General features: G+C 63.7%; 15 protein-coding genes and 2 pseudogenes. 7 read left to right on the top strand and 10 right to left on the bottom strand.

Annotation, left to right across the window (positions count from 1 at the left end):
* Positions 1-56: 56 nt before the first annotated feature.
* Positions 57-4,037 (top strand): type III effector 1, encoded by a 3,981-nt coding sequence (locus ACYU03_RS23085; protein WP_461886922.1) that lies wholly within the window; start codon positions 57-59, stop codon positions 4,035-4,037.
* Positions 4,038-4,167: 130 nt separating this feature from the next.
* Here ACYU03_RS23085 and ACYU03_RS23080 read toward each other — a convergent pair whose 3' ends face one another.
* From ACYU03_RS23080 to ACYU03_RS23065, 4 genes are read right to left on the bottom strand one after another with little or no spacing between them, the layout of a single operon-like run.
* Positions 4,168-5,274, bottom strand: a complete 1,107-nt coding sequence (locus tag ACYU03_RS23080; RefSeq protein WP_461886921.1) for an acetoin dehydrogenase dihydrolipoyllysine-residue acetyltransferase subunit — start codon at positions 5,272-5,274, stop codon at positions 4,168-4,170.
* Positions 5,271-6,290, bottom strand: a complete 1,020-nt coding sequence (locus ACYU03_RS23075; protein WP_461886920.1) for an alpha-ketoacid dehydrogenase subunit beta — start codon at positions 6,288-6,290, stop codon at positions 5,271-5,273. The genes ACYU03_RS23080 and ACYU03_RS23075 overlap by 4 nt, the downstream gene beginning before the upstream one ends.
* A 35-nt stretch (positions 6,291-6,325) precedes the next feature.
* A complete protein-coding gene (locus ACYU03_RS23070; RefSeq protein WP_461886919.1) occupies positions 6,326-7,303 on the bottom strand; it encodes a thiamine pyrophosphate-dependent dehydrogenase E1 component subunit alpha in 978 nt (325 codons plus the stop codon).
* 22 nt (positions 7,304-7,325) lie between these two features.
* Positions 7,326-8,381 carry an ATP-NAD kinase family protein gene (locus ACYU03_RS23065; protein ID WP_461886918.1) on the bottom strand — a complete coding sequence of 352 codons (1,056 nt, stop codon included), beginning with the start codon at positions 8,379-8,381 and terminating at the stop codon, positions 7,326-7,328.
* 280 nt (positions 8,382-8,661) lie between these two features.
* Between ACYU03_RS23065 and ACYU03_RS23060 the strand changes: the two genes are divergently transcribed.
* Positions 8,662-10,521, top strand: a complete 1,860-nt coding sequence (locus ACYU03_RS23060) for a sigma-54-dependent Fis family transcriptional regulator (protein ID WP_461886917.1) — start codon at positions 8,662-8,664, stop codon at positions 10,519-10,521.
* A gap of 18 nt (positions 10,522-10,539) precedes the next feature.
* Here ACYU03_RS23060 and ACYU03_RS23055 read toward each other — a convergent pair.
* Positions 10,540-10,665, bottom strand: a pseudogene (locus ACYU03_RS23055) (hydrolase); the annotation flags it as partial.
* A gap of 36 nt (positions 10,666-10,701) precedes the next feature.
* On the opposite strand from ACYU03_RS23055, the gene ACYU03_RS23050 reads away from it, so the two are divergent.
* Positions 10,702-11,604, top strand: a complete 903-nt coding sequence (locus tag ACYU03_RS23050) for a LysR family transcriptional regulator (protein ID WP_461886916.1) — start codon at positions 10,702-10,704, stop codon at positions 11,602-11,604.
* Between the two features lie 258 nt (positions 11,605-11,862).
* On the opposite strand, the gene accC is transcribed toward ACYU03_RS23050, so the two are convergent.
* The 5 genes and pseudogenes from accC to ACYU03_RS23025 form a co-directional block, all read right to left on the bottom strand.
* Positions 11,863-13,218, bottom strand: coding sequence for an acetyl-CoA carboxylase biotin carboxylase subunit (accC, locus tag ACYU03_RS23045; RefSeq protein WP_461886915.1), 1,356 nt, complete (start codon positions 13,216-13,218; stop codon positions 11,863-11,865).
* A gap of 17 nt (positions 13,219-13,235) precedes the next feature.
* Positions 13,236-13,697, bottom strand: coding sequence for an acetyl-CoA carboxylase biotin carboxyl carrier protein (gene accB, locus ACYU03_RS23040; protein ID WP_461886914.1), 462 nt, complete (start codon positions 13,695-13,697; stop codon positions 13,236-13,238).
* Between the two features lie 97 nt (positions 13,698-13,794).
* Positions 13,795-14,247 carry a type II 3-dehydroquinate dehydratase gene (gene aroQ, locus ACYU03_RS23035; protein WP_461886913.1) on the bottom strand — a complete coding sequence of 151 codons (453 nt, stop codon included), beginning with the start codon at positions 14,245-14,247 and terminating at the stop codon, positions 13,795-13,797.
* Between the two features lie 177 nt (positions 14,248-14,424).
* A complete protein-coding gene (locus ACYU03_RS23030) occupies positions 14,425-16,206 on the bottom strand; it encodes a protein-disulfide reductase DsbD (protein ID WP_461886912.1) in 1,782 nt (593 codons plus the stop codon).
* Between the two features lie 106 nt (positions 16,207-16,312).
* Positions 16,313-16,828: pseudogene (locus ACYU03_RS23025) on the bottom strand (methyl-accepting chemotaxis protein); the annotation flags it as partial.
* A 1,826-nt stretch (positions 16,829-18,654) separates the two neighbouring features.
* On the opposite strand from ACYU03_RS23025, the gene ACYU03_RS23020 reads away from it, so the two are divergent.
* The 4 genes from ACYU03_RS23020 to speA all read left to right on the top strand — a co-directional run bounded on the left by ACYU03_RS23020 (position 18,655) and on the right by speA (position 22,879).
* Positions 18,655-19,725 (top strand): DUF2333 family protein, encoded by a 1,071-nt coding sequence (locus tag ACYU03_RS23020; RefSeq protein ID WP_461886911.1) that lies wholly within the window; start codon positions 18,655-18,657, stop codon positions 19,723-19,725.
* The gene (locus ACYU03_RS23015; protein ID WP_461886910.1) at positions 19,725-20,270 is read left to right on the top strand and encodes an NUDIX hydrolase; all 546 of its coding nucleotides are present in this window, start codon (positions 19,725-19,727) and stop codon (positions 20,268-20,270) included. Before ACYU03_RS23020 ends, ACYU03_RS23015 begins: the two co-directional genes overlap by 1 nt.
* Before the next feature lie 171 nt (positions 20,271-20,441).
* A complete protein-coding gene (locus tag ACYU03_RS23010) occupies positions 20,442-20,813 on the top strand; it encodes a translation initiation factor Sui1 (protein ID WP_461886909.1) in 372 nt (123 codons plus the stop codon).
* A gap of 152 nt (positions 20,814-20,965) precedes the next feature.
* Complete coding sequence (gene speA / locus ACYU03_RS23005; RefSeq protein ID WP_461886908.1) at positions 20,966-22,879, top strand: arginine decarboxylase; 1,914 nt, start codon at positions 20,966-20,968, stop codon at positions 22,877-22,879.
* Positions 22,880-22,945: the final 66 nt, after the last annotated feature.

Below are 22,945 nucleotides of genomic sequence, written 5' to 3'. Positions count from 1 at the left end.
ATCCCGCTGCCTGGCCTACTGCAAGCAATATGTATGGCTTCGCTGTAGGTGGAGTGTTGCAGGGTGCATCCCCCCTAAACATGAGGAGTGATGCAATGAACGATACTGTTGAACCGGCTTTCGAACCGAACGATGCCCTTGCCAGTGCTGGCTCCGATGCGACGCTATCGGCGACCCTTGAGCGGCTGAGTGAATGGAGTGACGCGTTCCGGGCTCGGCTGGACAAGCAGTCCACCTTCTTCGACGTGCTTGAGGAGCAGATGCTCGTCGAACTGCGAACCCATTACCACGATGATTTCGACCCGCGATTCATCCGGGACATGCTCGATGCTGCGTTGCAGCGGGTCATCAATCAGCAGCCGCTGGTCTATGACACGTTGCAGCACGCACCCTACCGTCCGGAGGGGCTCGTCACCCAGGAGATTCCTGAGACGCGCAGGGACGTCATGGCGCAGTTGGTGGAGAGCCTGGCGACCCGTATGCTCGACTACTACCGGGACTATCTGGACCGCCACTGGCGCGACAGGCCGGCGACATTGAGTGAGGGCGAGCGCTATGACGCGCAGGTACGCCAGCGGATCGAGGAGCACCATGGTGCGCTTGCGGCACTGTTCGCCCCACAGAGCCTCGAGGGCGTAACGGTCGAAACGCTCCGTGCCCGGATCGAAGATCATCAGGCTGCCTGGCATGCTCAGGTAGCCCTGTTCGCCGTCAGTTCAGAGCAGGAGCGCAGGACAGTCGGCAGGTTGGCGCGCACGCATTTACCGGACTGGCTCAAGGGGTTGGACCAGGAGTCCCGTGCGTCGCTCCAGGACAGTCACCTGGCCATGACTCAAGCCCGCCAGGAGCTGGATGCGTTGCTTGGCGATGTGCAATCGCTGCAGTCCTATGCCCGCCGTTGCGCCAAGGACTACCTGCGTGAGCATCTGGACCGCGAGATGGAGCCAGACCTCATTTTTGTTACGCGCCGCTTTCACAGTGACCCGGATGCCGCCCCGGAAAAACTTACCCTGAGCGAACTGGTGGCTGAGGGGCCAGTCGAGGCCGAGTTGCTGTACGCGCTGGTCGAGATCAGTGGTTCCGTGCAGCATTACCAGATGCCTGATGTGGCGATGATCAGCCAGTTGTTGAGGGATGTGGATGCCCCGGGGCGTTATCTGCATGCTCTGATCGACTGTCACCAGACTCCGGATGTCAAACTGGCTATGTTCGATGTCTACGAGGCCAGGCTGCGACACAGCGCTTTGCTGGCCCGCAGTGCCGGCCACCTGGCGCCGCAACGCTATGATTGGGTCCGCGCCCTGTGGGAGAGTGAACCGAGCGATCTCCAGGTCTGTGCCGTAGCTCCCGTCGACATGAGCATTTGCAGTGACATGCTGCTGTTTTACCGTGAAGATGCCGCTGGCACGCCCGAAGACCTGATGCTGTACGCGCCGGACAAGCCAGACGGTCAGGAGTGGATCGAGTTACCGTCGCTGCATGCCGTTAATGCGGAAATAGGGGGCTGGCTGAAAGAGGCATCAGGCCGCCAGTACCTGATACAGCAGTTTGCTGACGAGCGCCGCAAGTCGGCTCTGGAGCTATTTGCCAGGGCAGTGGAAAAACCTACCGAATGGAGCCTGGACCGGGATAGCAGGGGGGCGCTCAGAGGCTATGAAGCCTGCATCGAGCAGGGCGTGACCATGCGCCAGCTCGATCGGCAGGCACAGGTCGAGCAGGACTCTTCGCCGCGCTGGTACAGCCGGATGAGTATTGAAGAGCGACGGGTTCTTTGCCAGGTGACACAGCAGGCGAGAATCCACGAAAAGGCGTTCCAGGTGGCATTGGGGGCCTATGAGCCTTTCGTGGATTTCGCCAAGCGCACGGTCCGTGAAGCGATCACGCCATACCTGCTGGAGAAAGGCATAGAGGCGCCGGTGGACCCCGAGTCGATTCTTATCGAATACAGCCCGTCGCTAAGGGATGGCAGGTTGGAGGTCGTCAATCTGCTGGACCTGGTCTGCTATGGGTATGACGACAATTCTGGTGTCGACCATCCGGACAGGGGCGTCCGGTCCTCTGTCGGCCAGGATCTGAGCCAATTGCGCAGCGCGGACTTGGCGAACTATGCCCGCCGTGCCTATGTGGGCGAGCAATACATCAATGAAATTCGCGCAAGATTCCTTGACAGGGAATCCCCGGAGTACGCAAAGAGGCAAAGGTTGTTCGGCCAGGCGCTGCTGAGCGCCATGGACCGGGATCTGCGCATCGCTGTGGACAGTCAGCAGATCAGCCTCGATGTATACAACAGGCTGACCGATCAGTTGACGAATCTCTACCGCACGCTTGGCCGTGGCAGCGTCGAGTCGGACTCCGAGGCCGTTGCGCAGTGGGACGGTCTGTTCAGGTGCTCCGTCGATGACCAGCTTGTCTTGGGGGTATACGTATTTCGCTACATCGACAATGGCCTTGCGTATGACTGGCTGTATACCCCTCAGGCACCGGATGGTGTCTTGCTGCGCCGGTACGAGGCTCTCAACCAGGTGGCCGCCAGCGTGTTGCACGACTACGTGCTGGACCGCGTCGCGTTGGCTGCACGTGCGAGTGTACGCGAGCGGTTGCTCGCGTTGGCCGATGGCAGCATGCATCGCGATGCCGTTCGAGAGTTCAGGCAAGTCATCACGGTTGCAGGTGAGTTCAACGCTTACATCGGGCGTGTACTGACCGATGTCGACGATGCGACCCAGAGTCGGGTCGAGGTAATCGAGGGGCAGGTGTTCAAGGGCCTCGTCTTTGCGTTGCCGCTCACCTTGATGTATCCACCCTTCGCCTTGCTGCTGGGTAGCTACTTTTTCGTGGTGCCCTTCCGCGAGGCCATCATTGCCCACACCCGGGGAGAGACGGCCAAGGCCTTGCTGCGTTGGCTTGAGGCATCTTGGGGGGCGTTAGGCCTTGTACTCAGCGTGCCTGGGGTGAGCTTCAGGATGCTAAAGCCGCTGTTCGTCAGTTTGCGTGATTCGATTGTTCCAGTACGTGCCAGCGCCCAGCGTGCAACGGCGGCGGTGCGCTCGATGAAATTCAAGAAGGGGTGGGCCGTCAAAGCCCCAGAGAACCTCCAGGAAGTCACTGAAGAAGGCCTATGGAAGGGGACTTTGCGCAATGCGTCTTCTAGCGAGGCACCCGGTGTCGAGCACTTCGTCCGGGACCGTGGCAGGTACTACAAGGTGGTAAGGGATCTGGACCATGGCACCCTGCGCGTAGTGAAAGCGAACCGCCCGCACAGTTATTACCAAGAGCCCATCGCCCGTACCGCGGATGGACGATGGATCCCCAACAAGGTCGGGTTGCGAGGGGGCAATTCAGTGGAGGACCTTGGCCAGGTCACACAGTTGCGTCAGATCACTCGTGGCAGCGGCCAACCGTTGCCAGAGCGAGGAGCCTTCCAGGGCGAGGCGGTGGTGGCACGGTTCAATCCGGAAGGAGCCGACAACTACCTGTACTCGCTCAATGCACAGACCTGTGTAGTGGTCTCCTTGTACAACCCCACAACCAAGGTAGGTGCGGTCATCCATTTCGATCACAACATCAAGTCACTCATCGAACGCTCGGTGCGTGATGTGCTGGCACGTTTGCGCGGTGCCAATACTACTCAGGAGGTTCGTGCGGTCATGGCCGGCGGCGATTGGCTGACGGGTGCCGATATCGGTGGACCGGTCAGGTCGGTGTTACGGCGCAATGGCCTGCAGCCGAGCTGGGAGCATTGGTCATACTCCTCCTGCTTCGGCAATACCTACGGCCTGACCCTGGACCTGGGCACAGGGACCACCAGTGCCTACAAGACTTCGCAGGCGCTGGTGGCGAGGCTTTATGATCCGGTACTGGCCAGCGCTCGGTTCAATGCACCAGGAGTGGCGGGCAGGGCCCATGCCTTCAAGGCGCGGTTCCGGGCAGAAGTGCTGGTGGAGGGGCGCGGCGGTGTCGTGCTCGACTCGCTAGGGCAGCCGGCTGCGATGGCTGAGATCGAGCAACAGGCCATCAGGACCGTGGTCATCGGTTGACCAGAGCCTGCGATATCCCGCCATGCGCGCCGTGACGGGGTATCGCAGGCCAGACGATGATCTTCACAGTCTCCTCTTTGAGTCTCTAAAGGCTCACGAAAGCGCCGCCGACAGGGCGGCGCGGTTGCACTCAGTGACGGCGTAGGAAGGTCAGCCATTGCTGGTTGACCTGCTCCGCTGCCTCCATCTGCACCATGTGTCCCAGCCCCGGCAGCACTTGCACCTCGGCTTCCAGCCCCTCGGCATGGCTGGCCGGGATGATGGCGTCCTCGGCTCCCCAAATCACCAACGCCGGGTGCTGGCTGAGTACGGCGCGCAGATCATGACGCTGCCGGTCGCCATCGGCGAGGGTTGTAGCCAGTTGGCGCAGCGCGGTGTCGACGCCTTCCAGGCGCTTGAACTTGAGCATGTCTTCGAGCATTTGTCGGGTCACCAGCCCGGGGTCGGCGAACAGCTTCATCATCTGCGGCTTGAGGGCGTTGCGGTTGCCGGCTTCGACGAAGCCTTGCAGGTATCCACCGTTGATTTGCTCGCCCAGGCCGGCGCTGGCGATCAGGCTGAGGCTGGCGACTCGCTGCGGGGCCAGGCGGGCAAGGTTCAGCGACACGGCGCCCCCCATTGAATGGCCGGCCAGGTGCGCGCGGGGGATGTCTAGATGATCGAGCAGGGCCAGCACGGTCTCGCTCAGTTCATCCAGGTCGCCCCGCTGCAGGGCCTTGGCCGACTCGCCGTGACCAGGCAGGTCCAGGGCGACGACCCGGCGCTCAGCCGCCAGGGCCGGGTGGTTGAACAGCCAGTTGTTCAGGTCGCCGCCGAAGCCATGTACCAGCACTAGCGGTGTGCCGCCCTCACCCAGCTCGAAGTAGCGCAGCAAGCGGCCATTGACCTCGGCCTTCTGCGGCGTCGGGCCTTGCGCCTGCTCGTTGGCACCTTCGGCGACGAACTCGGCCTGGAAGCGTTGCACCACGGCATCGATCTCGGCTTCTTCGGCTTCGCCTTCCACCACTACGGCGAGCAAGGCACCTACTGGCAGGGTTTCGTCGGGCTGGGCGACCCGGCGGCGCAGCACTCCGCTGAAAGGTGCTTCGACGCTGCTGCTGATCTTGTCGGTCTCGACGTCCAGCACTTCGTCGCCTTTGTTGATCTGCTCGCCTTCTTCCTTAAGCCAGGTGTCGATACGCCCTTCGGTCATCGACAAGCCCCACTTGGGCATGGTCAGGGTATGGATCTGGCTCATGCGGCATCCCTCGCGCTCATCACTTTATGCACGGCAGCCTCGATCTTCGCCGCGTCGGGGATGTACAGGTCTTCCAGAGCGTCGGAGAAGGGCACCGGGGTATGTGGAGCGGTGACCATCTCGATCGGCCCCTTGAGCGCGGCGAAAGCCTTTTGCGCTACCAGCGCGCTGATGTCGGTGGCCATCGAACAGCGCGGGTTGGCTTCGTCGATCACCACCAGGCGACCGGTCTTCTCCACGCTTTCGAGGATGCTGTCCTCGTCCAGCGGGCTGGTGGTGCGCAGGTCCAGCACTTCGCAGTCGACGCCCTGGCGCGCCAGGTTGTTGGCCGCTTCCAGGGCCAGGTGGACCATGCGCCCGTAGGTCACCAGTGTGATGTCGTCGCCGTCGCGCAGGTAGTTGGCTTCGCCGAAAGGCACGGTATAGAGCTCTTCGGGCACTTCGCCCTGCATGCTGTAGAGCAGCTTGTGCTCGCAGAAGATCACAGGGTCGTTGTCACGGATCGCCTGGATCAGCAAGCCCTTGGCATCGTAGGGCGAAGAGGGGCAGACCACCTTGAGGCCGGGGATGTGCGTCCACAATGAAGTGAGCATTTGCGAGTGCTGGGCCGCCGCTCGCAGGCCGGCCCCGACCATGGTGCGCATGACCAGCGGCGTGACCGCCTTGCCGCCGAACATGTAGCGGAACTTGGCCGCCTGGTTGAGGATCTGGTCCAGGCAGCAGCCGGCGAAGTCGACGAACATCAGTTCACAGACCGGGCGCAGGCCCTGGGTGGCCGCGCCGACTGCGGCCCCCACATAGCCGATCTCCGACAGCGGCGCGTCAAGTACGCGGCCGGGAAACTGATGGTACAGGCCCTTGGTCACCCCAAGCACACCGCCCCAGGCATCGTCTTCACCAGGGGCGCCAGCGCCGCCGGCAACATCTTCACCGATGATGAACACGCTGCTGTCGCGGCGCATTTCCTGGGCCAGGGCTTCGTTGATGGCCTGCTGGTAGCTGATCTTTCTCGCCATGATGGTTCTCCACTTGTTCTTGTTGTGAGGGCGGCTCAGGGATAGCTCACGTAAACGTCGCTGAGCAGGTCGGCCGGTTGCGGCTTGGGATCGCTCTTGGCACGGCGCACGGCGTCTTCGATCAGGTCTTCGACGCGGGCATCGATCTGGTCGAGTTGTTCGGTGCTGAGCAGGCCGGCGCGGGTGGTCTGCTGGCGGAAGCGCAACAGACAGTCGCGAGTTTCTCGCAGGTTCTTGACCTCGTCCGGGGCGCGGTAGGTCTGGGCGTCACCTTCGAAGTGGCCGTAGTAGCGGGTCAGCTTGACCTCGATCAGCGACGGGCCCTGGCCGGCCCGGGCACGGGCGATGGCGGCGCCGGCGGCTTCGTGCACGGCGAAGAAATCGAAACCATCGATGGTCACCCCGGGCATGCCGAAACCGGCGGCACGGTCGGCGATATGGTCGCAAGCTACCGACCAGGTCGACGCAGTGGCTTCGGCATAACCGTTGTTTTCGGCGACGAAGATGCAGGGCAGGTTCATGATCGAGGCCAGGTTCATCGCTTCGAACACCGCGCCTTCGTTGGAGCCGCCGTCGCCGAAGAAGACCACGGACACGTCATCGCGCCCCTTGATCTTGGCCGCCAGTGCGGCGCCTGCGACCAGAGGCGCGCCAGCGCCGACGATACCGTTAGCGCCGAGCATGCCTTTTTCAAGATCGGCAATGTGCATCGAACCGCCCTTGCCGCCGCAGACGCCGGTCTTCTTGCCGTAGATCTCGGCCATCATGCCGTAGACATCCACGCCCTTGGCGATGCAGTGGCCGTGGCCACGGTGGTTGGAGGCGATGCAGTCGCTGTCGCGCAGGTGCGCCATGACCCCGGCGGCCGACGCTTCCTCGCCGGCATAGAGGTGGACGAAACCGGGGATCTCGCCCGTGGCGAACTCCACGTGCAGGCGTTCTTCGAAGGCTCGGATAGTGCGCATCACTTCATAGGCATGCAGCAACTGCTCATGGCTCAGGTGAGTGGACATCTTGTTGTTCTCCAGGGTTGTCTCAACACGGGTTTGCAGGGTGCTGCCGGTGGTCCTGGGGGACCGCCAACAGGTGGTGACGGGCGGCGTAGGCCAGCACGGCCTCGACGTCGATGCTCAGGGGGCCGTTGTGATCGAGGGTGATGGTCGGGGTGTCTTGCTCGGCGAAGGCGATCTCGCGTTCGCCGTCCAGGGCCAGGGTGCCGCTGGCCAGGCTCAGCGAGTAGGCGACGCCTGGCGTCAGCGGCCCGGCCGCAGTGATACCGCAACCTTGCAGCAGGCCTGGGGCCAGCGGCGCCAGTAACGCTTGTTCGGCCAGAGGATTGAGGCGAACCCAGGCACCCTCTGGAGCTTGGCGCGACACTGGGCACCACAGCCCGCAGAGGGCCGATAGGCCGATGGCGTGGGGCTCGGCGAAGCAGGCGAAGACTTCGGCCACGTCCTCGCTGTGGCTGATCGCCCGGGCACCGATGAAGCGTTGCGGAGACACCGCGACCTCCACCAGTGCCCATTCGCACAGGCCCTGCTCAGGCACGCGGACCAGCAAGCGCTTGTTGCGGCGCAGGCCAATGCTGGCGGGGATCCGCGCATTGGCGAACAGGCCGCCGGCGAGACCGGCGCTGGTGGCTTCGCGCAATTCCGGAAAGGCATTGTTAGTGCCGGTGGACAGGGTCAGCAGAGGAATGTCGCCAGCCTCGGCGGCTACTGCCTTGTGGGTGCCGTCGCCGCCGAGCACAGCGATCAGCGCCACGCCGCGTTCGACCATGTGCCGGGTCGCCAGGCGGGTGTCGGCGACGGTCTGGGTCAGCGGCAGATCGAGGACTTCCAGTGCGGGCCAGTACTGCTCACGGGCCTGTGGACCCTGGCTGGCCTTGAGGACGGCAGCAGCAATTCCGGTCATGTCGGCGGGTAGCAACACCTGCTCGATGCCGGTGGCGCCGAAGGCGGCGAGCAAACGCTGGATGGCTGAGGCCTTGTCGGTGCTCGAATAGAGGCCGGCGTTGGCAGTCAGTCGGCGCAGGTCGCGGCCGGAAGCCGGGTTGGCGATGATGCCGACGGTCAGGGCAGGTTGCGGCATGACGCACCTCGATTTTTTGTTTTGCCAAGTCTTGAGCAAGCCGGGTGCCAGGTCTGCCGTTATGCTCTGCAAGGCCCGTCCTAGAGGCTTTGGCAGAGGGAGAGGCCAGGTGCTTGCCAGGGCTGGACGAGACGCGCGGTGCCAGCCGTGGCCTTCCCGGGCCGAGACGCTGAGACGCTGCGTCTCACGTTGGCCGGGAGTCACTCAGTGCTTGTCCGGGCTTGTCGATAGGCGCTTAATGGGCCGCATAACGACAAGAACACGAGAACCGGAGGCCCCAATGCTTGCCGCGAACTCCCGAGCCCATGTCGACTGTGTCAGTCGTGTGCTGAAGAACGCCGATCGCCTGCCTCAGGCGCCAGTGCCGCCGCTGATCCTCGACTCCTGGCGCCGCTCCATGGAGTTGCACCGTCTCGACCCTGGTTCCCTCCAGGGGCCGCGCATCCTGTCCCAGAACCTGCTCAACGAATGCCGTGAACATGCCGACCTCTTCCTGCGTATCGCCGGCGACGCGGTGGCGCGCCTGCATGGCCGGGTGCGCGATGCGGACTACTGTGTATTGCTCACCGATGCCCAGGGTCGCACCATCGACTATCGCGTGGAGTCGCTGATCCGCAATGACTGCCGCAAGGCCGGGTTGTACCTGGGAACCTGCTGGTCGGAAGGCGAGGAGGGGACCTGCGGGGTGGCGGCGGTGCTGACCAGCAAAGCGCCGGCTACGGTGCACAAGCGCGATCACTTCCGCGCCGCCTTTATCGGCCTGACCTGCTCGGCGGCGCCAGTGTTCGACCCCCGGGGCGAGTTGCTGGGCGTGGTGGATGTCTCGGCGTTGCAGTCGCCCGACGACCGGCGCAGTCAACTGCTGATCCGGCAGATGGTCGAGCAGACTGCGCGGGAAATCGAGAACGCTTTTTTCATGCACAGTGCCCAAGGGCATTGGGTCATGCGTGCCCACCGCACCCCGGGTTATGTCGAAAGCCAGCCGGACTACCTGTTGGCCTGGGATGCCGACGGCCGCCTGCAGGCGCTCAACAGCCTGGCCCGCCAGCGCTTGCTCGAGCGCCATGGGCGACTGCCCGAGCATATCGGCGAACTGTTCGACCTGGACGCCCTGCGTGCTGCCAGCGATGCCTCGGCCCAGCGCCTGGACGGTTGGGGCGACCTGTATGGTCGCATCAGCGCACCACGCCGGCAGGGTCGCAAGCTGCAAGGCACGCAGGCACCGCTGGATGCCCGCATCAAACAGCACTTGCGCCTGGCCACCCGGGTCAAGGACTGCAACCTGGCGGTGCTGGTGCAGGGCGAGACCGGGGCGGGCAAGGAAGTATTCGCCCGCCAGTTGCATCAGCAGAGCCAGCGCCGTGACGGGCCTTTTGTCACCCTCAACTGTGCGGCTATTCCCGAAAGCCTGATCGAGAGCGAGTTGTTCGGCTATGTGGCCGGCGCCTTTACCGGTGCTTCGGCCAAGGGCATGCGTGGGTTGTTGCAACAGGCCGATGGTGGCACGTTGTTTCTCGATGAGATCGGCGACATGCCGCTGAGCTTGCAGACTCGTCTGCTGCGGGTCCTGTCCGAGGGCGAGGTGGCGCCGTTGGGCGCGGCCCGGCGCGAGCGCGTGGATATCCAGGTGATCTGCGCCACCCACCGCGACTTGGCGGCGATGGTGGCCGCGGGCAGTTTCCGCGAGGACTTGTACTTCCGCCTGGCCAACGCCCGCTTCGAACTGCCACCGCTGCGCGAGCGCGATGACCGCCTGGGGCTGATCAATCAGTTGCTGGCCGAGGAAGCCAGGGCCTGTGCGGTCGACGTTGCTCTGGCGGACGAAGCCCTAGAAGCCTTGTTGGCCTATCCCTGGCCGGGCAACCTGCGGCAGCTGCGCCAAGTGCTGCGCTATGCGTGCGCGGTGTGTGACGGGGGCGCCATCAGACTGGAGGATTTGCCTGGGGATATCCGTGCGAGCCGTGTTCAAGCTGAGCCGCCGGTGATCAGCAGTCCAGCGCGCCAAGCCCTGCTCGATGCACTGATCCGCCACCGCTGGAAGCCGGCCGAGGCGGCCAGGGCCCTGGGCATATCTCGGGCGACCCTGTATCGGCGGGTGCATGAGCACCGGATCGAGATGCCACGGATGAGCAAGCGCTGACAGGCATGGCCTATTGCGGGCATCTTCGCGGTTCCCGCTCTTCTGCACTTCAGAGCAGGCGACGGTATCCATCGGCACTACGCCAGCATGCACGGCCGCGATGCTCGAAAAGGCCATGCAGATGCTGGTGATGGTCGCTAATATCCGCTCTCACAGTCCTATCTGAAGAACGATGAAGCCATGCAGGACCTCAACGACCTCTACTACTACGTGCAGGTGGTGGACCATGGCGGCTTCGCCCCGGCAGGGCGAGCGTTGGGTATGCCCAAGTCCAGGCTCAGCCGGCGTATCGCCTTGCTCGAAGAGCGCCTGGGCACACGGCTGATCCAACGTTCCACGCGCAGTTTTGCTGTCACTGAGCTCGGTCAGACTTATTACGGCCATTGCAAGGCGATGCTGGTGGAGGCCGAGGCCGCCGACGAAGCCATCGCGCTGACCCATGCCGAACCGCGTGGCATCGTGCGCATGACCTGCCCGGTGGCGCTGCTCGATGCGCGCATCGCTGACATGGTGGCGGCCTTCATGGTCGAGTATCCGCGTGTCCAGATTCACCTGGAGGAAACCAACCGGCGTGTCGACGTGGTGGGCGAAGGCATCGATTTGGCCATTCGTGTGCGGCCGCCACCCCTGCAAGACAGCGACCTGGTAATGCGTGTACTCGCCGACCGGGGGCAATGCCTGGTGGCCTGTCCGCACCTGCTCGCCGGAGGTGTCCCGCAGGTGCCGGCCGACTTGTCGAGCCTGCCGAGCATGGACCTGGGTTTGCCGCAGCATGAGCATGCCTGGACGCTGATCGGCCCAGACGGTGAGCAGGCGGTCGTTCGCCATCAGCCGCGCTTGGTCACTCGCGGGATGCTCGCCTTGCGGGCTGCGGCAGTGGCTGGCGTGGGGGTGGTGCAATTGCCGACGATGATGGTGCGCGAGCAGATCGAGCGCGGCCAGCTCACCCATGTGTTGCCCGGTTGGGCGCCACGGCGCGAGATCATCCATGCCGTGTTCGCATCGCGCCGTGGGCTGCTGCCGTCGGTCCGGGCCTTGCTGGACTTCCTGGCGAGCCGCTTCCAGGCACTGGAAGAAGATTGACTGGCGCTTGAACCTGCCGACAGCTTGAAATGAAAAACCCCGGCACAGGGCCTAATGCTGTTCGCTTAAGCTGGAGTGTCTTCAGGTGGGGTGCTACACAGCCCATCGCGACACAAGGCCGCTCCCACAGAGAGCTTGCCTTGTGGGAGCGGCCTTGTGTCGCGATGGGGCGCGCAACGGCCCCGAACCATGCGACAGATGTCTTAAGTAGACAGCATTACGGCGCAGGGCCGGGGTTCTGGTCATCTCACGCCGAGATCACTCCTGGCTGGCCAGTTTGTGCTCGAGGTAGTGGATGTTGACGCCACCTTTGCAGAAACCATCATCACGCACCAGGTCGCGGTGCAGCGGGATGTTGGTCTTGATACCGTCGACGACGATTTCGTCCAGGGCGTTGCGCATGCGCGCCATGGCTTCGTCGCGGTCCTTACCGTAGGTGATCAGTTTGCCGATCAGCGAGTCGTAGTTCGGTGGAACCGCGTAACCGCTGTACAGGTGCGAGTCGACACGCACGCCATTGCCGCCTGGGGCGTGGAAGTGCTTGACGGTACCTGGGCTCGGGATGAACTTCTTCGGGTCTTCGGCGTTGATCCGGCACTCCAGCGAGTGGCCACGGATCACCACGTCTTCCTGGCGGAACGACAGCTTGTTGCCAGCGGCGATGCTGAGCATCTCCTTGACGATGTCGATGCCGGTGACCATCTCGGAAACCGGGTGCTCCACCTGAACACGGGTGTTCATCTCGATGAAGTAGAAACGGCCGTTCTCGTACAGGAACTCGAAGGTGCCGGCGCCACGGTAGCCGATCTCGATGCACGCCTTGACGCAGCGGGCGAAGACTTCCTGGCGGGCCTGTTCGTCGATGTCCGGGGCTGGCGCTTCTTCCAGCACCTTCTGGTGACGGCGCTGCAGCGAGCAGTCACGGTCGCCCAGGTGCACGGCATTGCCCTGGCCATCGGAAAGGACCTGGACTTCCACGTGGCGTGGGTTGGTCAGGAACTTCTCCAGGTAGACCATCGGGTTACCGAAGGCCGCGCCGGCTTCGTTGCGGGTCAGCTTGGCCGAGGCGATCAGGTCCTCTTCCTTGTGTACCACGCGCATGCCGCGACCACCGCCGCCGCCAGCGGCCTTGATGATCACCGGGTAGCCGACTTCACGGCCGATGCGCAGGGCTTCTTCCTCGTCTTCCGGCAGTGGGCCGTCGGAACCCGGCACGGTTGGAACGCCGGCCTTGATCATTGCGTCCTTGGCTGAAACCTTGTCGCCCATCAGGCGAATGGTGTCGGCACGGGGGCCAATGAAGACAAAACCGGACTTTTCGACCTGTTCGGCGAAATCGGCGTTTTCCGCGAGGAAACCGTAGCCTGGGTGAATGGCGGTGGCGCCGGTCACCTCGGCCGCGGCGATGATGGCCGGGATGTGCAGGTAGGACTGGCTGGCCGAAGCAGGACCGATGCAGACCGACTCGTCTGCCAGGCCCAGGTGCATCAGTTCGCGGTCAGCCGTGGAGTGCACGGCGACGGTCTTGATGCCCAGCTCTTTGCAGGCACGCAGGATCCGCAGGGCAATTTCCCCACGGTTGGCGATCAGGACTTTTTCCAGCTTCGCAGACATCGTTGGCTCTCCGCGGTTCAAACGATGGTGAACAGCGGCTGGTCGAACTCAACCGGCTGACCGTCTTCTACCAGGATGGACTCGATCACGCCGCTGGCTTCGGCCTCGATGTGGTTCATCATCTTCATGGCTTCGACGATGCACAGGGTGTCGCCCTTCTTCACGGTCTGACCGACTTCGGCGAAGTTGGCCGAGGTCGGCGAAGGCTTGCGGTAGAAGGTACCGACCATCGGCGATTTCACCACGGTGCCGTTCAGCTTCGGCGCTGCAGCGGCGGCTTCGGCGACGGGGGCAGCGGCCGGGGCTGGCGCGGCGACAGGAGCGGCGGCGACCGGCGCCGGCGCGAAGTACTGTTGGGCAGCCGGGGTCTTGCTGTGACGGCTGATACGTACCGACTCTTCGCCTTCCTTGATCTCCAGTTCGTCGATGCCAGACTCTTCCAGCAGTTCGATCAGTTTCTTGACTTTACGGATATCCATTAATCATCAACTCCCAAGGTTCGGTCAGGGGCGTAATTGAAAACGTATTGAAAAACGTTTCTCGTGAGCCCGGCCATTCAGGGCCGTGGTCTCGTCATCAGGGCTTTGCGTTGGCAGCCAAGTGTTCCAGGGCAGACTCCAGGGCCAGCCGGTAACCGCTGGCGCCCAGGCCGCAAATCACTCCTACAGCGACATCGGAAAAGTAGGAGTGATGACGAAAAGGTTCGCGTTTGTGCACGTTGGACAAATGCACTTCGATGAATGGGATGCTCACAGCCAGCAATGCGTCACGTAATGCGACGCTGGTGTGGGTGAAAGCAGCCGGGTTGATCAGAATGAAGTCGACGCCTTCGTTGCGCGCGGCATGGATGCGGTCGATCAATTCGTACTCGGCGTTGCTCTGCAGATACTGCAGATGGTGGCCAGCGGCGCGTGCGCGCTGCTCCAGGTCCTGGTTGATCTGGGCCAGGGTCACGGCGCCATAGACGCCCGGCTCGCGGGTGCCGAGCAGGTTCAGGTTGGGGCCGTGCAGGACCAGTAGGGTTGCCATCTGCGGTTTCCTTGGATTTGTAGGGCAATACGACATAGCGCGGCGACTATGCCGCAAGCTGTTGCAAGTGTCCAGTTCCCGGCAATAGCCAACACGATGAGCGAGATTCGCGCAAAGTATGTGACCAAATCGTTAAGTTCGGTCACTGTCCTCCGGTATTTGCGTGCCAAGGGAAAGTTATAGACCCAGATCGGCGCGCACGCGTGTGAGATGTTCGGCGAATTCTGCGGTTTTTATCTCTCCAACTACTCGATCAGCGGTCATTTCGCTGCCATTCGCGGCAAAGAACAGGAGGGCGGGAGGGCCGAACAGTTGATAGCGGTCGAGCAGGGCGCGCTGCTCGGCGTTGCTTTCGGTGATGTCGAAGCGCAGCAGCTTGAAGGCGCCGAGCTGCGCTTGAACCTGTGTAGCGTTGAGCACTTCGTGTTCGATCACCTTGCAACTGATGCACCAGTCGGCGTACCAGTCGAGCAGCACCGGCTGGCCGGCGGCCTTGGCTTCGGCCAGGGCCGCGTCGAGGGCGGCCGGGGTGGTGAGGGTCTGCCAAGCATCGGCCTGGGTCGCAGGCGTGGTGGCATTGCTGGCCATCGGTTGGGGAAGCGGGCGCAGTGGGTCGCCCTGGCCAGTCAAGGCGCCGTACCAGCAGGCCAGCGCATAGCTCAGCAAGGCCAGGCCGAGCAGTTGCGCCAGGCGCTGGCGCGGTGTCTTGACGACGAACTCCAGGGCCCCGAGGAACAACGCCACGCCCGCCGCCAGCAGGCCGATCAGCAGCAAAGTGACTGGCCCAGGCAGCACACGGCTGAGCAGACCGATGGCCAAGCCCAGCAGCAGCACACCAATGGCATTCTTCACCGTGGCCAGCCAAGGCCCGCTCTTCGGCAGCCAAGCCGCACCGCCTGTGGCGATCACCAGCAGCGGCGCGCCCATGCCCAAGCCCAGAGCGAAGAGCTTGAGGGCGCCGCCGAGGGCGTCGCCGCTGGCGCTGATATAAAGCAGGGCACCGGCCAATGGCGCTGACACGCAGGGTGAGACCAGCAGGCTGGAGAGCACACCAAGCACTGCCGCGCCGAGCAGCGAGCCACCCTTGGTCTGGCCGGCGACCCGTTCCAGACGGCTGCTCAACGCCTGCGGCAGCTTGAGTTCGAACAGGCCGAACATGGCCAGGGCGAACACTACGAAGAACAACGAGAACGGCACTAGCACCCAGGCCGATTGCAAGCGCGCCTGCAGGTTCAGGCTCGCGCCGAACATGCCCATCAGCGCGCCGAGCAGGGCGAAGCAGGCTGCCATCGGCAGCACATAGGCCAGCGACAGGCTGAAGCCGCGCCATCCCCCTACCTGGCCGCGCAGGACCACCCCCGAAAGGATCGGCAGCATGGGCAGCACGCACGGCGTGAATGTCAGGCCGAGTCCGGCGAGAAAGAACAGCGCCAGGGACTGCCAGCTCCAGCCAGCACTGGTGGCGCCGCCTGCTCCAGCCGCGGCGGCACCTTGGCCGTCGATGCTCAGGCGAGCTGTTTCCGGTGGGTAGCACAGACCCTTGTCGGCGCAGCCCTGGTAGGTCACCAGCAGGGTGAAGGGGCGTTGGTCGGAGGCTTGCCGTGGCACTTCGATGTCGAGGATGCCGTGATACACCTCGACATCACCGAAGAACTCATCGTGCTTGGCCTCGCCGGGAGGAATCTGCGCGGTGCCCAGGGCGATGTCCGCCGGTTCGCTGCGGAACTGGAAGCGGTGGCGGTAGAGGTAGTAGCCGTCGGCGGCGACGAAGCGCAGCTTGATGGTCTGGGCGTCGCCCTGCACCAGGCTGAGTTTGAAGGCTTCGTGCACTGGCAGGAAGTCGGCGCTGTTGTTCAGCGAGGCGGCGCCCAGGGTTGCGCTCGGGCGGTTGTCGAGCAGGCCGGCGGCGAAGGCGGGGCCGGCCATCAGCAGGAACAGCAGGAAAAACAGGCGGCGCATGGCGGTCTCGCGAGGTGAAACGTGGAGGCATGATAACGGACTTGCTACCGTTTGGGGCTGCTGCGCCGCCCATCGCTGGTTGACGCTGTCTCCTGCAGGTTCCGCCTCAAACGCGGAACGCTTGCACCGCCATGTTCAGTTCACCGCCCAGCCTGAGCAACTGCTCGCCCTGCTCACGCCCTTCGCCAATGCGCTGCAGGTTGTCCTCGCCCAGGCCGTGGATCCGCTCGCTGTGGTCGCGGATTTCGCTGACCGCGCCACTCTGCTGCGCGGTGACATCGGCAATGCGCACGGCGGTGTCGGAAATGGTGCGGATGGCGCTGACGATCTCGTCCAGCGCGCCGTCGGCGGCTTGGGCCTGGCTGGCGGTGGCTTCGGCATGTTCGAGCTGGGCGCGCATGCCGTCCACCGATTCCCGGGCGGCCTGTTGCAGGCGATCGATCAGGGCCTGGATCTCGCCGGTCGCGCCAGTGGTGCGCTGGGCCAGCGAGCGCACTTCATCGGCGACCACGGCGAAGCCGCGCCCCATGTCCCCGGCCCGGGCCGCTTCGATGGCGGCGTTGAGCGCCAGCAGGTTGGTCTGCTCGGCAATCGAGCGGATCACCGTGAGCACGCTGCCGATGGTGGCCGACTCCTCGGCCAGTTGTTCGATCATCTGGGCATTGCCCTGTACTTCGTCGACCAGTGCGCGCAGGCCGGACAGGCTCTGGCCGATGACAGCCTGGCCATGTTCCACCGCGCGCCCGGCATCCTGGCTGGCGTTGGCTGCGGAACTGGCATCGCCGGCCACCTGCTGAATGGTCGCTTCCAGTTCGCCAAGGGCATCGCGGATCTGCGCGGTGTCGCCGGCCTGGCGCTCGGCCCCGTCGTGCAGGGCGCTGCTCATGCCGGCCAGGGCATGGCTGCTGCCGGCCACCTGCTCGGCGTTGTGGCGGATGGTGCCGACCAGTTCCACCAGGTACTGGCGCAAACGGTTGAGCGATTCCTGGATGTCATGCAATTCGCGGTTGGTCCTGCCCAGGGCGATGGCCTGGCCGAAGTCTCCCTCGGCCCAACGCGAGAGAGCGGGAGCGAGGCCTGTGAGGGTGCGGGCCAGGCGGCGCTGCAAGGTGTCGATCAGCAGGGCGATGAGCAGGATCAGACCGATCATCAGGCCCTGGATGATCCGCACTTCACCCTGGATGCGCGCATGCTGGCTGCGTACCTCGGGTTCCAGCGCGGCGATGGCCTGTTGTACCGCGTCGAGGTGTTCGCCGGTGGTGGTGGCCAGGGCGGCGCGGCGCTGGATCTGTTCACGGGTGCGCTGCAGTTCGGCGGGGTAGCGGTTGAGCAGGCTCTGCAGTTCACGCTTGAGGCCCACCGCGGTATCTTCGTGGGCCTCGCTGGCCTGGGTTTCCAGGCCCATGAGCGAGGCGAAATCGTCGGCGTTGGATTCGGCGGCGCGGGTCACGCCGAGCAAGGGCAGTTCCTCGATGACCTGGGCTTGGGCCCGGATCAATTGCAGTTCCCGCTGGACCTCATCGGCCAGTTCGGCGCGGCCACTGCTGACCAGCTTGTCACGCGCCAGGGACAGGCGCCCCAGATGCACGGCGGCGTCGAGCAAGGGCGCGGAGTACTGGCCGGCATCGCTGCTGTCGCTGTCGCGGGCATAGGCTGCCAGCTGTTCGAGATTGGCACCCAGCTCCCGCTCGGCCTGTTGCAGCAGTGCCTGAGGGTCGCCGGCCAGCTTGCCGGCGGCCAGCAGCTCATCGCCAGTGAAGGCCTGTAGGTTGTCCAGGCTAGGGCGCAACTGGTTGGATAGGTCTTCTGGCCAGTCGCCGAGAGTCGCTTGCATGGATTCGTTGGCCTCGACTGCCGCCGCATGGCGCAGGGCATCGCCGCTGCCCAGGTACGCCTGGATGTTGCGTGCCGTTTCGTTCTGGAATTGCTGGGACAACCCCAGGTAGCGCTCCATCAATTGGTAGGGGCGCTCCAGGGCGTGTTGCGACCACACCAGGGTTGCGCCCAAGGCGATACACACGGTCACCAGCAACAAGGTGTTGAAATTGGTCAGCAGCTTCAGGCGCATATCCGCGGGCTTCCAGCGGCAAGGGACAAGGTAAGTGCCTGAACTTATTGCGGTTTTGTGACGAGGTTATGACGGAGTGGCCTGTAGGACGAAAAAAGTGGCACTTTGCCGTTATTGCCCGGTCCGTCCCACGTGGTTGGGCTGCGCATGACCAAGAGGGGCGGTGTGGGCGGCTTGCCAAGAACGTCCAGCTTTCCGGGCAATCGAGGGTCTTGTATCAACAGCGCCTTCAGGCCTGTTTATTCGCCTGTTGACCCATTGGTCGCTTATGAGAACGGTCGTCCTTGCTTTATAGTGCTGCGATGCGTGCTTGCCGCGGCACCCTGGCCAACGCCTGCGGTCCAAGCCCTTGAACCGACGTGACTGATAAGGACAATGCCATGCTGGACTGGAAAAACCGTACAGGCAAAGCCGAGGCGCGTGAGCGGGCCGATACCCGTGGTGCGGCCACCCGTAGTTACTTTGGCGGCTTGTTCAGCCGAGCGCTGGGCACATTGATTGGCCTGTACCTGCTGGTGTGCATTGGCCTGGGCTGGTACTGGAGCCAGGAGCCAGACCTATTCCCGGTGCAGCAGAACGCCCAGGCGGCAGCTGAGCGCAATGGTCAGCAGATGGTGGTCGGCTACACCACCATCGAAACCCTCAAGACCGTTGCCGGCACCCTGCTGCACAAGCCAGGTGGCTACATTTCCAACGACCGTTTCCCTCCTGGCCTGTGGCTGGACAACATGCCCAGTTGGGAATATGGCGTGCTGGTCCAGGTCCGCGACCTGAGCCGTGCCCTGCGCAAGGACTTCGCCCGTTCCCAGTCCCAGTCCACCGAAGACGCCGACCTGGCCAAGGCCGAGCCGCGCTTCAATTTCGACAACAAGAGCTGGATCCTGCCGTCGAGCGAATCGGAATTCCAGGAAGGCCTCAACTCCCTGACCCGCTACCAGAACCGCCTGGCGGCTGCCGACCAGCAGGGCGCGCTGTTCTATACCCGTGCCGACAACCTGAACAACTGGCTGGGCGACGTCGCCACTCGCCTGGGCTCGCTCTCCCAGCGGCTGTCGGCCAGTGTCGGCCGGGTCAAGCTCAACAGCACCCTGAAGACCGAGTCGGTGGTCGCCGGCCAGGCGCCGCAGCTTGACGAAGAGGTGGTCGAGACCCCATGGCTGCAGATCGACAACGTGTTCTACGAGGCTCGCGGCCAGGCTTGGGCCCTGTCGCACCTGTTGCGCGCCATCGAGGTGGACTTCGCCGACGTGCTGGCGAAGAAGAACGCCACGGTCAGCGTGCGGCAGATCATCCGTGAGCTGGAAGCCTCGCAGGAGGCTCTGTGGAGCCCAATGGTGCTGAACGGCAGTGGCTTCGGCATGTGGGCTAACCACTCGCTGGTGATGGCCAACTACATTTCCCGCGCCAACGCCGCAGTGATCGACCTGCGCCAATTGCTGTCGCAAGGCTGATGGCGATCAGTCCAGCGGAGGTCGCGCACCGCGCAGCCTCCGACGCCGAGCTGATCGCTTGGGTGGATGCCGGCGACCAACTGCTCGGCGCCTTGCCCCGGGCTGAACTGCGTGACCGTGCATTGATCGGGCGCGGCACCTACATCCTGCTGTTCAACAGCGCCGGCGAGCTGTGCGTGCACCGCCGTACCTTGAGCAAGGCTATCTACCCCGGCTACTGGGATGTCGCTGCCGGTGGCATGGTGGCGGCCGAGGAAAGCTATGCCGAGTCGGCTGCCCGTGAGCTGGAGGAGGAACTGGGTGTCAGCGGCGTCGAGCTGAGCTTCCACGAGAAGTTCTTCTTCGACCAGCCTGGTAACCGGCTCTGGTGCGCGGTGTTCTCGGCCGTCTGGGATGGCCCTTTGCGCCTGCAGCCGGAGGAAGTCAGCGAGGCGCGGTTCATCAGCCTGGAGGAGGCTGTGGCGGACAGCCAGCAACAACCCTATTGCCCGGATTCCCTGGCCGCTTTGCAGCGTTACATCGTGAAGTCGCGAAAGCTTCGATAAATGGCGCATTCCGGTACTTAGCATCCGGCGGATTTATCGTTACACTGCGCGGCCTTTTCGGGCTGTCGCAGGATTTGCGGCAGTAGCGCTGCCCCTGCCAGAGTGGGGCTTCGCGGTCGGCCCCCTCGCCCGAGGCGCCGACCAGTTTTTGTCCTCAACAGAGGATCAAAAGTGGCCAAGAAAGCCTCATCCTTCGCCGCCCTTGGCGGCCTCGTGTACTCCACCGATGCTGGCCGGCATTGCCCGGACTGCAGCAAGCCCGTGGATGCCTGCATCTGCAAGCAGACGCTCATTCCCGAAGGGGATGGCATCGCCCGTGTGCGCCGTGAAAGCAAAGGCCGTGGCGGCAAGACGGTGACCACCATCAGCGGCGTCCCGCTGCCCCCGGACCAACTCAAGGAACTGGCCAGCACGCTCAAGCGCCGCTGCGGCACCGGTGGCGCCTTGAAGGACGGGGTCATCGAGATTCAGGGTGATCATGTCGAGCTGCTGATCGGCGAGCTGATCAAGCAGGGTTTCAAAGCGAAAAAGTCCGGCGGCTGAGGCTGTACCGCGCTTTTTTGCCCATCGCTTTCTAAACTCGTTCCCGTAGGAAGGGTCTACCCCTGACCACGGATGTATCGTCATTTTCAGCTTCTACACTGCGCTTGCACCCAGCAGACCGGTGTTATCGACTTTCTACATAGGGGACTTGAATGTCCGTACGACGCACACGCAAAGACGATGGTAGCCAATGGACCGTGGCCGACAGCCGCAGTGTTTACGGGATCCGCCATTGGGGCGCCGGTTATTTCGCCATTAACGAGGCTGGGCGTGTCGAAGTCCGTCCCAACGGCCCGGACAGCGCGCCGATCGACCTCTTCGAACAGGTCGACGAACTGCGCCAGAGCGGCCTGTCGCTGCCGTTGCTGGTGCGTTTCCCCGATATCCTGCAGCACCGCGTGCGCCAGTTGACCGGTGCCTTCGACGCCAACATCGCGCGTATGGAGTACACGAGCCAGTACACCGCGCTGTATCCGATCAAGGTCAACCAGCAGGAAGCGGTGGTGGAAAACATCATCGCCACCCAGAACGTGTCCATCGGTCTGGAAGCGGGCTCCAAGCCTGAGCTGCTGGCCGTGCTGGCGCTGGCGCCGAAGGGCGGCACCATCGTCTGCAACGGCTACAAGGACCGGGAGTTCATCCGCCTGGCGCTCATGGGCCAGAAGCTCGGCCACAATGTGTTCATCGTCATCGAGAAGGAATCCGAGGTCGCCCTGGTGATCGAGGAGGCCGCCGAGCTCAAGGTCAAGCCACAGGTCGGCCTGCGCGTGCGCCTGTCGTCGCTGGCTTCGAGCAAGTGGGCCGACACCGGAGGCGAGAAGTCGAAGTTCGGCCTGTCCGCCGCCCAGCTGATCTCGGTGGTCCAGCGCTTCCGCGATGCTGGCCTGGACCAGGGCATCCGCCTGCTGCACTTCCACATGGGCTCGCAGATCGCCAACCTGGCTGACTACCAGCATGGCTTCAAGGAAGCCATCCGTTACTACGGCGAGCTGCGCGCTTTAGGCCTACCGGTGGACCACATCGACGTCGGCGGCGGTCTGGGCGTGGACTACGACGGTACCCACTCGCGCAATGCCAGCTCGATCAACTACGACATCGATGACTACGCCGCCGTGGTGGTGGGCATGCTCAAGGAGTTCTGCGACGCCCAGGGCTTGCCGCACCCGCACATCTTCTCGGAGAGTGGCCGCGCCCTGACCGCGCACCACGCCATGCTGGTGGTGCAAGTCACCGACGTGGAGAAGCACAACGACGAAGTACCGCGCATCGAGAACAAGGAAAGCCTGCCGGAGACCGTGCAGTGGCTGGTCGACCTGCTCGGGCCGACCGATATCGAGATGGTCACCGAGACCTACTGGCGTGCCACCCACTACATGGGCGACGTGGCCGCCCAGTATGCCGATGGCAAGGTCAGCCTGGCCGAGAAGGCCCTGGCTGAACAGTGCTACTTCGCTGTGTGCCGGCGCTTGCACAACTCGCTCAAGGCCCGTCAGCGTTCCCACCGCCAGGTGCTGGACGAGCTCAACGACAAGCTCGCCGACAAGTACATCTGCAACTTCTCGGTGTTCCAGAGCCTGCCTGACACTTGGGCCATCGGCCAGGTGCTGCCGATCCTGCCGCTGCACCGCCTCACCGAAGAGCCGCTGCGTCGCGCCGTGCTGCAGGACCTGACCTGCGACTCCGACGGCAAGATCAACCAGTACGTCGATGAGCAGAGCATCGAGACCAGCCTGCCGGTGCACTCGATCAACGAGGGCGAGGACTACCTGCTGGGCATCTTCTTGGTCGGTGCCTACCAGGAGATCCTCGGCGACATGCACAACCTGTTCGGCGACACCGACTCGGTGAACATCTACCAGAACGCCGATGGCCGTGTGTACCACGCCGGTATCGAGACCCACGACACCATCGAGGACATGCTGCGTTATGTGCACCTGTCGCCGGAGGAACTGATGACCCACTACCGCGACAAAGTGGCCAGCGCCAAGATCACTGCCCGTGAGCGGACACAGTTCCTCGATGCGTTGCGTTTGGGCCTGACCCGCTCGTCGTACCTGTCATCCTGAGACTGTCTTGATCGACGCTATCCGGTAGGAGCCAGCATCAGTTGGAGTGGCTCGCCTTCGGCAAGT

Source organism: Pseudomonas sp. X10 (assembly GCF_054889225.1).
This window is presented reverse-complemented; position numbering and strand designations above follow the sequence as displayed.

Coding starts and splice junctions, on each gene's coding strand:
- ACYU03_RS23075 (WP_461886920.1), bottom strand. CDS start 6,290: ATGGCGAGAAAGATCAGCTACCAGCAGGCCATCAACGAAGCCCTGGCC.
- aroQ (WP_461886913.1), bottom strand. CDS start 14,247: ATGGCAACCCTACTGGTCCTGCACGGCCCCAACCTGAACCTGCTCGGC.
- accB (WP_461886914.1), bottom strand. CDS start 13,697: ATGGATATCCGTAAAGTCAAGAAACTGATCGAACTGCTGGAAGAGTCT.
- ACYU03_RS23030 (WP_461886912.1), bottom strand. CDS start 16,206: ATGCGCCGCCTGTTTTTCCTGCTGTTCCTGCTGATGGCCGGCCCCGCC.
- ACYU03_RS23015 (WP_461886910.1), top strand. CDS start 19,725: ATGGCGATCAGTCCAGCGGAGGTCGCGCACCGCGCAGCCTCCGACGCC.
- ACYU03_RS23050 (WP_461886916.1), top strand. CDS start 10,702: ATGCAGGACCTCAACGACCTCTACTACTACGTGCAGGTGGTGGACCAT.
- ACYU03_RS23070 (WP_461886919.1), bottom strand. CDS start 7,303: ATGTCCACTCACCTGAGCCATGAGCAGTTGCTGCATGCCTATGAAGTG.
- speA (WP_461886908.1), top strand. CDS start 20,966: ATGTCCGTACGACGCACACGCAAAGACGATGGTAGCCAATGGACCGTG.
- ACYU03_RS23060 (WP_461886917.1), top strand. CDS start 8,662: ATGCTTGCCGCGAACTCCCGAGCCCATGTCGACTGTGTCAGTCGTGTG.
- ACYU03_RS23065 (WP_461886918.1), bottom strand. CDS start 8,381: ATGCCGCAACCTGCCCTGACCGTCGGCATCATCGCCAACCCGGCTTCC.
- ACYU03_RS23080 (WP_461886921.1), bottom strand. CDS start 5,274: ATGAGCCAGATCCATACCCTGACCATGCCCAAGTGGGGCTTGTCGATG.
- ACYU03_RS23020 (WP_461886911.1), top strand. CDS start 18,655: ATGCTGGACTGGAAAAACCGTACAGGCAAAGCCGAGGCGCGTGAGCGG.
- accC (WP_461886915.1), bottom strand. CDS start 13,218: ATGTCTGCGAAGCTGGAAAAAGTCCTGATCGCCAACCGTGGGGAAATT.